This is a genomic window from Acinetobacter sp. B-6 (assembly GCF_056930735.1).
This window is the reverse complement of record NZ_JBXPBY010000016.1, coordinates 1-12,460: the sequence shown is the minus strand read 5'-3', so window position 1 is coordinate 12,460 and position 12,460 is coordinate 1. Positions and strand designations below refer to the sequence as shown.

At 38.8% G+C, this 12,460-nt stretch carries 14 protein-coding genes; 10 read left to right on the top strand and 4 right to left on the bottom strand.

From position 1 onward, the window contains the following. Positions 1-45: 45 nt before the first annotated feature. Both AC1Z3T_RS17380 and AC1Z3T_RS17375 read left to right on the top strand, forming a co-directional pair. On the top strand, positions 46-1,152 hold the full coding sequence (locus AC1Z3T_RS17380) for an NAD/NADP-dependent octopine/nopaline dehydrogenase family protein (RefSeq protein WP_042089969.1): 1,107 nt from the start codon (positions 46-48) through the stop codon (positions 1,150-1,152). 1 nt (position 1,153) lies between these two features. Then, positions 1,154-2,152: a 3-hydroxybutyryl-CoA dehydrogenase gene (locus AC1Z3T_RS17375; RefSeq protein ID WP_100884958.1), complete on the top strand. Its 999-nt coding sequence runs from the start codon at positions 1,154-1,156 to the stop codon at positions 2,150-2,152. 49 nt (positions 2,153-2,201) lie between these two features. Here AC1Z3T_RS17375 and AC1Z3T_RS17370 read toward each other — a convergent pair whose 3' ends face one another. Continuing rightward, entirely contained in the window at positions 2,202-2,669 is a 468-nt protein-coding gene (locus tag AC1Z3T_RS17370) for a MarR family winged helix-turn-helix transcriptional regulator (protein WP_004831289.1), read from the bottom strand. A gap of 149 nt (positions 2,670-2,818) precedes the next feature. Between AC1Z3T_RS17370 and AC1Z3T_RS17365 the strand changes: the two genes are divergently transcribed. From AC1Z3T_RS17365 to AC1Z3T_RS17330, 8 genes are all read left to right on the top strand, one after another. After that, entirely contained in the window at positions 2,819-3,931 is a 1,113-nt protein-coding gene (locus tag AC1Z3T_RS17365; protein WP_042089966.1) for an amidase, read from the top strand. A gap of 18 nt (positions 3,932-3,949) precedes the next feature. Continuing rightward, complete coding sequence (locus AC1Z3T_RS17360) at positions 3,950-5,116, top strand: acyl-CoA dehydrogenase family protein (RefSeq protein ID WP_005029794.1); 1,167 nt, start codon at positions 3,950-3,952, stop codon at positions 5,114-5,116. A gap of 43 nt (positions 5,117-5,159) precedes the next feature. After that, positions 5,160-5,687 (top strand): nuclear transport factor 2 family protein, encoded by a 528-nt coding sequence (locus AC1Z3T_RS17355; protein WP_004831286.1) that lies wholly within the window; start codon positions 5,160-5,162, stop codon positions 5,685-5,687. A 30-nt stretch (positions 5,688-5,717) separates the two neighbouring features. Continuing rightward, a complete protein-coding gene (locus AC1Z3T_RS17350) occupies positions 5,718-6,995 on the top strand; it encodes an aromatic ring-hydroxylating oxygenase subunit alpha (RefSeq protein WP_004831285.1) in 1,278 nt (425 codons plus the stop codon). Between the two features lie 10 nt (positions 6,996-7,005). Further along, positions 7,006-7,491 (top strand): aromatic-ring-hydroxylating dioxygenase subunit beta, encoded by a 486-nt coding sequence (locus AC1Z3T_RS17345; RefSeq protein WP_004831284.1) that lies wholly within the window; start codon positions 7,006-7,008, stop codon positions 7,489-7,491. 10 nt (positions 7,492-7,501) lie between these two features. Further along, the gene (locus AC1Z3T_RS17340) at positions 7,502-8,239 is read left to right on the top strand and encodes an SDR family NAD(P)-dependent oxidoreductase (RefSeq protein WP_100884959.1); all 738 of its coding nucleotides are present in this window, start codon (positions 7,502-7,504) and stop codon (positions 8,237-8,239) included. 34 nt (positions 8,240-8,273) lie between these two features. Continuing rightward, on the top strand, positions 8,274-9,227 hold the full coding sequence (locus AC1Z3T_RS17335; RefSeq protein WP_100884960.1) for a PDR/VanB family oxidoreductase: 954 nt from the start codon (positions 8,274-8,276) through the stop codon (positions 9,225-9,227). A gap of 71 nt (positions 9,228-9,298) precedes the next feature. Continuing rightward, complete coding sequence (locus tag AC1Z3T_RS17330; protein ID WP_171066850.1) at positions 9,299-10,264, top strand: p-hydroxyphenylacetate 3-hydroxylase reductase component; 966 nt, start codon at positions 9,299-9,301, stop codon at positions 10,262-10,264. An 80-nt stretch (positions 10,265-10,344) separates the two neighbouring features. Here AC1Z3T_RS17330 and AC1Z3T_RS17325 read toward each other — a convergent pair whose 3' ends face one another. The 3 genes from AC1Z3T_RS17325 to AC1Z3T_RS17315 all read right to left on the bottom strand — a co-directional run. Beyond that, positions 10,345-11,070 carry a hypothetical protein gene (locus AC1Z3T_RS17325; RefSeq protein ID WP_100884961.1) on the bottom strand — a complete coding sequence of 242 codons (726 nt, stop codon included), beginning with the start codon at positions 11,068-11,070 and terminating at the stop codon, positions 10,345-10,347. Between the two features lie 81 nt (positions 11,071-11,151). Further along, positions 11,152-11,844 (bottom strand): hypothetical protein, encoded by a 693-nt coding sequence (locus AC1Z3T_RS17320; RefSeq protein WP_100884962.1) that lies wholly within the window; start codon positions 11,842-11,844, stop codon positions 11,152-11,154. Between the two features lie 36 nt (positions 11,845-11,880). Continuing rightward, the coding region (locus AC1Z3T_RS17315; RefSeq protein ID WP_483396811.1) for a hypothetical protein at positions 11,881-12,460 on the bottom strand (580 nt) is incomplete at its 5' end.

Here is a 12,460-nt window from a genome sequence, read left to right as displayed (position 1 = left end):
GTGGCTCACCTATGATCAATTGAAAATGAATCATCAGGAGAGATCATGAAAATTACAATACTTGGCGGTGGGCATGGATGCTATGCAGCTGCAGCAGAAATGGCAGAAAAAGGACATGACGTGGTGTTATGGCGTCGTGATTCAGCAGCCTTAAAACAATTCGCCATGACAGGGCAATTGAAGGTTAAGGATTATCAAGGAGATCGAAGCCTAACAGTGGGATTTGAACAGAGTCAGATCAACTTGACTGATGATTTGCAAGCGGCGATCCAACATGCCGAATTGATCATTATTCCTTTGCCAGCGACCACACATGAAGATTTAGCCCAACAAGCGGCAAAATTTTTTAAAGCAGGGCAAGTGGTGTTTTTACCTCCGGCAACATTTGGTAGTTTTATTTTCGCCAAAGCCATGCGAGATGCTGATAACCATGCCGAAGTGGCTTTTGCAGAAACGGGGACTTTACCGTATTTAGTGCGCAAACATGGAGTCAATCAAATTGTAATTAGTGGTTATGCTACAAGATTGCCGACGGGTGTGTTTCCCAGCGCATTGTCAGAACATGCTTTTCAGCAGCTTAAGCAGGCTTATCCAAGTGTGGAGCCGATTGAAGATAGTTTAAGCGGAGCATTGATGAATGCTGGTCCAATTATTCATCCTCCTTTGATCCTCATGAATGCTGGTCCGCTAGAGCATTTTGAAGCTTGGGATATTCACAATGAAGGTACGCAACCTTCAATTCGCCGTGTGACCAATCAGCTCGATGTTGAGCGAATGCAAGTACGTGAGGCACTAGGTTATGCTGCACCTCATTTCCCTTTGGCGGATCACTATAACAAAGCCGATGAGGGAGATGAATGGATGTATGGTCGAGGTGCGCATGGCAAATTAACTGATAGTGGAGATTGGCGAGAAGATATTGATCTACAGTCACATCGTTATATGTTGGAAGACACGCGTTTAGGATTATCCTTTTTAGTTTCGGTGGGACGTTGGGCGGGTGTCGCAACACCTGTGGCAGAGGGTTTGCTGAATATTGCCTCTGCAATTACTGGAAAAGATTTATATCTGGAAGGTCGGACCTTTGAAAATTTAGGTCTAGCCCATCACAGTAAAGCTGAACTGCAAGCGATCTTATTGCAAGGAGTTTAAGATGCGGAAAATTTCAAAGATTGCAATATTGGGTGCGGGTCGAATGGGCAAAGCAATGGCGATTGCTTTTGCCTACGCAGGGCTTAAGGTCGCGTTAATTGATGCTAGGCAACGAAGTGAAATAGAATTTCAAGACTATCACAGTCAAATCCTGAATGATCTACAACAAGAGCTTCAATTGCTTGAAACAATAAAATTTATCAATGCTGAACAGCATATATTCATAGATAAGCAAATTAGTATTTTAAGCCGAGATGCATCAGTCGAGATCTTATCGAATTGTGATTTATTACTTGAAGCTATTCCAGAAGTAAAACCACTCAAACAGGAAATTTTTGCTTGGCTAGACCCCTATATTTTAGCCAATTGTATTGTTGCTTCCACAACCTCTACTTTTTTGGTCACGGATATTGCGCAAATGATTTCTCATCCTGAGAGAGTGATCAATGCACACTGGTTGAATCCTGCTTATTTGATTCCCTTGGTGGAATTAAGCCGTTCTGAAGAAACTTCAGATGAGGTGGTGGCTGACTTAAAACACTTTTTGCATGACATCGGCAAAGTTCCTGTTGTATGTAATGCTAAAGCTGGGTATATCGTGCCGCGGATTCAAGCATTGGCAATGAATGAGGCAGCAAGAATGGTCGAAGAAGGCGTAGCCTCTGTTGAAGATATTGATATTGCTATTCGTACAGGATTTGGTTTGCGCTTTTCTGTTTTGGGATTATTAGAATTCATTGATTGGGGTGGTGGTGATATTTTGTATTATGCCTCACAATATTTGCAGAGGGAGCTAGGAGATCGCTATCAAGCACCTGAAATCATTGCTGACAATATGCGTCAACAACGCAATGGCTTACGTGAAAAACAAGGCTTTTATAATTATGATCAGGTTGATATTGCTGATTACAAACAGCAAGTGTTACATCAATTTGCAGATCGAATCACCAGCCAGCAGTTAAAACCACTGTTTAATATCTTACAAAATGATGCCGTTTAAACTTTGCTACTTAGCTCATCTCGATAGAGATGAGCTTTTACGATCAAATTTAACTCGAAGGCATGAGATTAAACAGTTTTTTGAGTTGGGCATTTAACTGATGAAGTTCTTCATCTTCAAAGGCATTTAGAATCCCAGACAAAGTCACCTGACTGATCTGATTAATTTGTTCAACCAGTTCTTTACCTTTATCAGTCAGTTTGACCATCGAGATTCGTTCGTCAGCCTCTGATGAAAAAACTTGCACAATATCATCTTCAACTAAACGATAAATTGCTTTGGTTGCCGTGGTTAATTTGAGCGTAGAAAGATTGGCAATCTCTGTAATACTGGCTTGTTCTAAAGCATTAGTACTCAAGATAATTTTACGACGCGTGTTATCTATACCTAATTTTTTAATCGATTTTTCAATAAGCTGGGTATATTTTCCGTTAACTTGCGAGATCCAGAAAAAAGGGTAGCTTTGTAAACTGCTTGGTTCATTGTTAGGTAGAAATTGTTCTAAATGAGTCAGCATAGCCAAGTAATAACTTTATAAAAATGGACATTTCCCATTATACAAAAATTAAATTTATTTTTCTTTGTTGTTTATCAATAAAAATATCTTGACAATTACATTACTTTTTCCGATATTTGTATTAACTATAAAAATACATGGAAAAGTGAATGAATATCGTTGTACAAGAGGTACAAAAAGGCACAGGTGCTTTGAAAGTGATGGTGAAAGATTCCATCGACATTCAAGGTATGAAAACGATGGCAGGTAGCCAAGCGTTAATGAATACACCTGCTGCGACTCAAAATGCAGAAGTTGTGGATCGTATTTTGGCAGCCGACTGTCAAATTACTGCGAAAACCAATTTGCATGAACTTGCCTTTGGCATTACAGGCATTAACCATCATTTTGGTACGGCAATTAATCCTAAATATCCTGAGTTGATCCCTGGTGGTTCCTCAAGTGGCTCTGCGGCAGCCGTAGCAGCAGGTTTGGCTGATTTTACATTAGGTACTGATACAGGCGGTTCAATCCGTATGCCTGCTGCATGCTGTGGTGTATATGGCTTAAAACCAACGTTTGATCGAGTCAGTCGTCAAGGTGTGCATCCAGCTGTAAGTTCTTTGGACTGTGTTGGACCATTTGCAATGTCAGTCAACATGATTGAAACCGCAATGCAGATTATTGATCCAAGCTTTCACCCTTTAACGGACTTAGCGCAGGCACCAAAACTCGCTTGGCTTGATGTCAGTGCTGATGCTGTAGTGATTGAATCCATTCAGAATTATCTTGCCAACGCTAATTTGACACTGACTAAGGTGAAATCAAAATGGTTTGATCCAGCATTTGAAGCAGGTATGCAGATTATCAATTATGAAAACTGGCAGGCATATGCAGCTTTAACCGAAACAGGACTGGTTGGAGCAGATGTCAACGGTCGATTACTCAAAGCTGCACAAACAACAATGGATCAAGTCCAACAAGCAGAACAAATCAAAGCCAATTTTAAGGCTGAAATTGATGCTTTACTGGCGCAATTCGATGCCTTGATTTTACCAACCTTGCCACAGATTCCACCCAAAGTGAGTGAGGCTGAAAATACAGTGGCGTTTTTGAATTTAACCAGTTTGGTTCGTCCTTTTAATTTGTCAGGACACCCAGCAATTTCAATACCCCTACAAACAGCATCAGGCTTTCCGATCGGTTTACAAATCGTGGCAAAACAAAATGCAGATGAGTATCTCTGTGCAATTGCGAAATATATCGTTCAGGCAGGGCAATAAATTACAAGGAAGCAGGTAATGAATCAGTTAGCGACAAAGGATTTTGTAATGGACACAAAAACAGCAGAATTAGACGCTTTATGTCAGGAAATACGCGAGCGTGCTTGTACAGGTGAGTTTGACAATCAAGCTTATGTTAGTCAGGACATTATCGAGAAACTCAAAAAAATTGGTGTATATCGTGCTTTGGTTCCGAAACGATTTGGTGGCAATGAATGGTCACCAAAACAGTTTTGTGAATTGATTGAGCAACTGTCTAAAGCGGATGGCTCAGTAGGTTGGGTTGCAAGCTTTGGGATGAGCCCTGCATATTTAGGCAGTTTACCTGAAGCAACGCTTGAGCAGTTATACCAAGACAGTCCCGATATCGTTTTTGCAGGAGGTATTTTCCCACCACAACCTGCGGAAATTACTGAAGAAGGCGTTGTGGTCAGTGGGCGCTGGAAATTTTCTAGTGGTTGCATGGGGGCTGATATCGTAGGAGTCGGGATTTCACCACAAAAAAATAATGAAACTCAAGGTTTGCCACGTATGGCAGTTATGCCTGCTCAACAGGCACAAATTGAAATGACTTGGGATACAGTGGGACTTAAAGGAACAGGTAGTCATGATTTGGTGGTGAAAGATGTTCTGGTCGCAAAAGAATGGACTTTTGTTCGTGGCGAACCATCGAAGTTATCCGAACCATTTTTTAAATATCCCTCACTGTCACTGGCAACACAGGTTTTAACTGTGGTCGGGATTGGTGTAGCGGCAGCAGCACTTGAAGAGTTTCAAAAGCTTGCACCGGGTAAATCTTCAATTACAGGTGGGGCTGAAATCGCCAATCGTCCAGTGACCCAATATGAATTTGCTCAGGCCGAAGCGGAGTTTAAAGCAGCACGGGTTTGGTTCTATGACACCATGCAAATCGTTTGGAATGAAGTGCTTGCTGACCGTACACCAACAGCGGAACAGATAAGTGACATGCGCTTGTCATGTACCCATGTAGCAAGAGTCTGCGCACAAGTAACACGTAAAATCCAAATGTTGGCAGGTATGACTGCAATCTATACCCACAATCCCTTTAGCCGTTTTGTGAATGATACCAATGTGGTGACACAGCATGCCTTTATGGGAGATGCCACATTACAAAATGCGGCATTGGTCAGTTTTGGCATGAAGCCAACACCCGGTTATCTATAGTTTGATAAACAACATTAAAAAATAGTACAGGGATGAAGCAAAGATGAATGATCAAGTCGTTTTACAGCATCTTTTACAGCGGATACAACAACTTGAAGCACAAAATGCGATTCGTAATTGTATCAACCGCTATATGGAAATTTGTGATGGCTTAAATGCCGATACTGATCTAGATGAACTCATGGATTTATTTGATCCAGACAGTATATGGGAAGGGATTGGGGAAAAATATGCCCAATCTTTTGGACGTTATGATTCTTGGCACGCCATTTTTAACATGTTTAAAAGCTATACCCAGAAAGAATCACATTTTGTGATGAATGCGCACTTCGTCAGTTCAGAACAAATTGAAATAAATGATGAACAGGCAAATGCAAGTTGGTTGATGTTGCAAACCTCAACCTTTGCTGATGATCAAAGTCATTTAAACGCCGCAAAACTTACAGTGAAGTTTAAACAGCAAGCCAATGGGCGTTGGAAAATTAAACATTTCCAGACTGAAAATATTTTTAGTCGCCCCGTATCCCACTGGAACAGTACAGCGAAATTGCCAGTACCGTCTCAGCAATAACCTATGGATAGATTGAAAAGGATAATTGATATGAATAGTATTATTCCAATGCAGAACATTGAAGTTGATTACAGTGATTTGGTTCAAAGTGATCGTGTACATACCTCTTTATATAAAGATGAACATATCTTCGAACAAGAGATGGAAAAAATTTATTACAGCACTTGGGTCTGGGTGGCACATGCCAGTGAAATTCCTGAAGGCGGAAGTTATAAAACGATCAATATAGGTCAACAACCTGTTGTTGTGGTTCGAGATCGCAAGAAGAAAGTTCATGTTTTGTTAAACCGTTGCCGTCATCGTGCAGCAACAGTATGCGAACATAAAAAGGGCAAGACCAATAGTTTTGTCTGTCCTTATCATGGTTGGAGCTATGCGCTCGATGGTTCATTACGCGGTGTACCTTCACCTGAAAGTTATGGAGACTGTCTCGACAAGTCTGAATTTCCGTTGGTGAGCTTACGGGTTGAAGAATACAATGGAATGATTTTTGCCACATTTAAACAGGATATTGAACCCTTAGAAGATTTCTTGGGAGCTGCTAAAAAATGGATTGATCTGTTTATGAAGCAAGGTGCAGGGTATCCAATCAAAGTATTGGGTGAGCATCGTTTTCGTTTCCCAGGTAACTGGAAAATTCAGTTAGAAAATACCACGGATGCCTATCATTTCCCTTTAGTACATAAGTCTTTCTTAAGCTCAGTTGATGAGAAAACAGAAGAACTGTTCAATTTTGAAAATCAACCCGGTTTTGTCGAAGACTTAGGCAATGGTCACAGTGTCATGGTGATGATTCCTGAACTGGTCGATCTAGATGAAGAGTTAATGGGGCGACCAATCCAAGAGCGCTTTGAGGACTTGGCTCAGGCTTTACGTGATGAAGGTCATGAAGAATTAGAAGTCCGTCGCATCGTACGTGCTGTTGGCGGATCTGGTTTTAACTTGAATTTATTTCCTAACATCGCTTGCTCAATGGCTTTCTTCCGAGTTATGCAACCTATTTCAGCCAAAGAAACCGAAATTCACCACTCCGTCATTACCATGGATGGTGGACCACAAATCGCCAATCAATATCGTTTGCGTCTACATGAACATTTCCAAGGACCATTTGGTTTTGGAACTCCAGACGATTCTGAGGCATGGGAACGTGTACAACATGGTGCAAACGCAGGCAATGATTTATGGATCATGTTAAATCGCGGTCTACCGGGTGAAGTGAAAACTGAAGATGGTTTAAAGAGTGATGTCAGTGCTGAAACAGGCATGCGTGCTGCTTATCAGCAGTGGAAAAAGTTGATGACGGCTTAAGGAGAATGCCATGAAAATTGATTTAGATTTGCTCAATGAAATTACAGCTTTTATTTGGGCTGAGGCAGATATGTTGGACCACTCTGAGCATGATAACTGGTTAGATTTATGGAATGAGAAGGGCGTCTATATTATTCCGATTGATCCCAAACTGACAGATTATGAAAATAATTTGAACTATGCCTATGACGATCATCATATGCGTAAGTTACGTGTGCAACGCTTACAAAATGGTGAGGCAATTTCAACTGCACCAAAAGCCAATACTGTACGTAGTGTCTCACGTGTTCGCATTGTAAAAGATCAAGATGGTGAAATTATTTTACGTTGCGCACAAAACTTACGTGAGTTTCGTAAGGAAAGTCTAAAACATTATACCGCCGATGTGACATTTCATTTGGTTCGTGACTCAGAGCATGGATTTAAAATCAACAGAAAAATTATTAACTTAGTCAACTCGACCGATACCTTAGCGGGTATCAGTTATATCCTCTAGGAGCAGAAAAATGAAACAGGTTGTTTTAGTGACAGGTGCTGCTTCTGGATTGGGTAATGTCATTGCCGAATATTTTGCGGCTCAAGGACATCAAGTCATTGTTTCAGCAAGTAGCTTAGAAAAGGCAGAGAATGCCAAAGCACGCAGTCAATATGCTGAAAATATGTTTGCCTTAAAACTCGATATTTCAGTAGAGGCTGACTTTCATGCAGCAGTGCAGTGGATTCAAGAGAAATTCTCAAAACTGGATGTATTGATTAACAATGCAACTGTGACCAAGGCAACGCCTGTTTTAGAGATTACTGCTGCGGATTTTGATTGGGTGACACAGGTGAACCAACGTGGCACTTTCCAAGCTTGCCAGATTATTGGCAAATATATGGCTGATCAGGGTTATGGGCGTATCGTGAATATGGCTTCTTTGGCTGGTCAAAATGGTGGAACTGCTACAGGCGCACACTATGCAGCGACCAAAGGTGCAATCGTCACCCTAACTAAAATTTTTGCTAAAGAATTTGCAGCCAAGGGAGTAACTGTGAATGCGATTGCTCCCGGACCGATGGAGTCACCGATTGTACATAGCGTGGTATCCGATGAAAAAATGACGCAATTTATTGAAAATATCCCTGTTAAGGCATTAGGCAGTATGACGTTTATCGCTGAGACCTGTGCATTACTGGCAAGCCCAAGTGCTGCATTTGTGACTGGTGCAACGTGGGATATTAACGGTGGATTATTTATGCGCTAAGCCTAGCGCTCAGCACATAATAAGGAGATAAATCATGACGATACTCTATAATGTGGTTGTCAAAAACCGTCACGTTGAAGGTGGAAATGTTGCAGTCATGGAATTTGAGTCTGCAAATTCAACGGCATTACCAAAAATTGAAGCAGGTGCACATATTGATGTGCATTTGCCGAATGGCATGGTACGTCAGTATTCACTTTGCCAAAATCCAAATGCGATTGGTACCTTTCGATTAGGAATTTTGCGTGATCCTGAATCACGCGGTGGGTCAGTATCTGCATTTGATGATTTAAAAGATGGCATGCAGATTCAGGTCAGTGAACCTAAAAATCTATTTCCATTGGTTAAAGCCAAACATGCAGTATTAGTAGGAGGGGGTATTGGAATCACGCCCTTGATTACGATGGCTTATCAACTTGCAGAAGAAGGCGCTTCCTTTGAGCTGCATTATTGTGGAGCAAGCCCAGAGCAGTGTGCTTTTGTCGATGAAATTAAAAATGGTGTGCTGGCACCGTTTAGCACCTTTCATTTTAAATCGGAAGGTGCCAACCATCGTGAGTTTTTCCAATCCGCCATTCAAGACATCGAAAAGGATAGCCATATTTATACGTGTGGTCCCAATGGCTTTATGGATTGGGTAATTAACTTAGCCCTTAGTCAAAATTTCCCCGAACAGCAAATTCATAAAGAGTATTTTCAGGTTGAGGTAGAAACTGGCGGAGATGCTTTTGAAGTCGTGGCTGAACGTAGTGGCAAGATCATTATGGTCAATGCTGAAGAAACCATTTTGCAAGCTTTGGCACGTGAAGGCATAGACATCGAGATGTCATGCGAACAAGGGGTGTGTGGTACCTGTATGTGCGATGTGATTGAAGGCGAACCAGACCATCGTGATGTGTACTTTACAGATGAAGAAAAGTCTAGCAATGAACAAATATTGGTGTGTTGTTCTCGATCTAAGTCAGCACGGTTGGTCCTTGATATTTAATCAGTTGGATTAAACCAAGATATCGAGATGACAAAGATAGGACATCGAATAGGATAAAAATTCAGGAGAGAATAATGAATTCACGACAATCAATGGATGAAATCGCAATAGATCCGATGCAGTTTAGACGTGCATTAGGAAACTTTGCAACTGGCGTCACCATCGTCACCGCACAAAATGATCAAGGCGAAAAAGTCGGTGTCACTGCAAATAGCTTTAACTCTGTGTCTTTGGACCCGCCTTTGATTTTATGGAGTATTGATAAGAACTCATCTAGTTTTTCTGTATTTGAACAAGCCACTCATTTTGCTGTGAATATTTTATCGGGTTCTCAAATTGAGTTATCCAACAAATTTTCACGCCGTAATATCGACAAATATGAGGGAACAAGCTATCAGCCTGGTGCAGGCAAAGCGCCAGTTTTAGACCATTGTTCGGCTGTGTTTGAATGTGAGCGACATGAAATTATTGAAGGTGGAGATCATTGGATCATTATCGGAAAAGTGGTCAAGTTTCATGATCAAGGGCGTAGTCCTTTGGTGTACCATCAAGGAGCTTATTCTGGGGTAATTCCACACCCTTTGCTTCAGTTGAAAGATACCGTTCAAGCTGAACCAGAGGATTTAGGGCAACTTCATCAAGGACATTTATACAGTAATGTGTGTTATCTGATGAGTCGGGCGTTTAAATTCTATCAAACCGATTATATTCCTAAACAGCTTGTGACAGGGTTCCGTACCAGTGAGGCTCGCTTATTATTGGTATTGGGAAGTGGAACAGCTTCCAATAAAGCGGATTTACCTCGAGATATTGCCATGCCGATGCGCGAGGTTGAACAGGCTGCAACAATTCTTAAAAAAGATGGCTTAATGGTTGAAAGTGATGGTTTTTTCAAATTGACCGAAAAGGGCAAGAAAACAGCACATTATTTATTTGATATTGCAGACAGCCATCAAAATGAGGTTTTTGAAAAATACCCTGAACAAGAAAAGGAAGTATTTATAAAAATCTTAAAGGATATTGCAGGAATTGCATAAGATTAAAAAAGCCATTAACTGATTAGGTTTAGTTATTGGCTTTTTGTCGTATAGGATGAGAGAAGACAAAATCATTGTCATCACAAATCAACTTCACTAAAAAAATCTGAATCCAGCTCAGTTTCAGGAATTGCATTTAAGGCAACTAAAGCAATAGCATTTTCTTCTATAATTTTTTTCATACGATCAGATTCTTCAAAAATATTTTCGTCAAAAATTAAGATACTTCCTTGATTGAGATCATTTAAAACATCTATTTTTTTATATAAGTGGGGAATGGAATTTTCACTTATGATTTGCGGAACATAGCATATTGCTGAAACAGGATGTCTATGCTTAAATATCAAGGTATTATGAATAAATTCAGTTGTAAGATAAATGTAATCAAGAGAGAATTTTTTTAAAATAATTTCAAAAACTTTAACGAAAATATCGACACCTATTTTCTTCTGAATAGCAAGATTAAATCCCATTATACCAAGAGCTATACTAGCAAACGTCTCCTTATTGCCGCCATTCCATAATAATGAAACATCTGTTGGAGCTGTTTTCCTTTCCTGGAATAAGTAAATTTCAGCTTTATTTGAGGGGAATTTATATTCTAAAGGTGCAGAGATTTCTTCTAGTTCTTCTTCATTCATACTGTTATCTACATCTACGTTATTTATGTACCATTGATTGAATAATGGGTCTAAGTCTTTTAGGTCATAGGTTATATCTTTTAAAGTTAATAATTGCTCTTTTATATCGCTATCATTTGTTTTAAGGGCTTTTTTTAATACAGTTTTTAATCTGATTTCTAACATAGCTTTACTGTCCTAAAATTATATTAAAAAAGCATCTTGAAAGTATTTCTATATTTCACCCCAATGTGGAAGCTATGAAGATCAAAAATCAACTTCACTAAAAAAATCTGAATCCAGCTCAGTTTCAGGAATTGCATTTAAGGCAACTAGAGCGATCGCATTTTCTTCAATAATTTTTTTCATACGATCAGATTCTTCAAAAATATTTTCGTCAAAAATTAAGATACTTCCCTGATTGAAATCATTTAAAACATCTATTTTTTTATATAAGTGGGGAATGGAATTTTCACTTATGATTTGTGGAACATAGCATATCGCTGAAACTGGTTGTCGATGTTCGAAAACAACAATATCTCTAAAAAAGTCATCATAAATAAAAATAAATTTACACTTTAAATGAGTAAGCGTTATTTGGAACAGCTTTGTTAAAAGCTCAATATTTAATTGATTTTCAAGTCCAAAACTCAATCCGCTATTACTGAATGTAATACTTATATATTCAGCGCTGTCATTTTTTCCATTCCATAAAAGTGCTGAATCAAAAGGGTCTTTTTTTCTAGCATTATATAAATATTTAAAAGCTTCTTGACTTGGAAATGAATAACCCAAAGGTTTAGAAGGATTAATTGCATTATTAATATAAAGATTTGAAAAAATAGGATGTAATTTTTGAGCCTCAAGAACGATGCTTTCTAAAGCTTTTAATTGTTGCTGAATCTCTTGATCAGAATTCGATAAGGCTTTATAAAATAAAGTATGTAAGTTATATTCCATATCAAAAAACCTAGTATGAATAATCAAAAAATAAAACTAATAATCTATATCACTGAAAAATTCTGGATCAAGACCGATTTCAGGTATTGTGTTTAAGGAAACTAAAGCAATTGCATTTTCTTCTATAATTTTTTTCATACGATCAGATTCTTCATAAATGTTTGGATAAAATATTAAAATAGTTCCTTGATTTAAATTGTTCTGTATATCAATTTTTTTATACAAATGTGGTAAGTCTATTTCATTTATATTTTTAGAAACATAACAGATTGAAGAAACAGTCAGTCTATGCTTAAATATCGAAGTGTTATGAATAAATTCAGTTGTAAGGTAGATGTAATTAAGAGAAAAGTTATTTAATATAATTTCAAAGATTTTAGCAATAATATCTAAACTTATTTGCTTTTGAATACTCAGTTCAAATCCTGAAATACTGAGTGACATACTAGCAAAATTTTCCCCACTTCCTCCATTCCATAGTAACGAAGTTGCATAGGATTTTTCCTTTCGTTGTTTAAAGAGAAAAAGTTCAGCCTTATCTGATGGGAATTTATATCCTAATGTGGGAGAAAGTTTTTCAATTTCCTCAGCATTCATGTTAATGTCTACATCAATA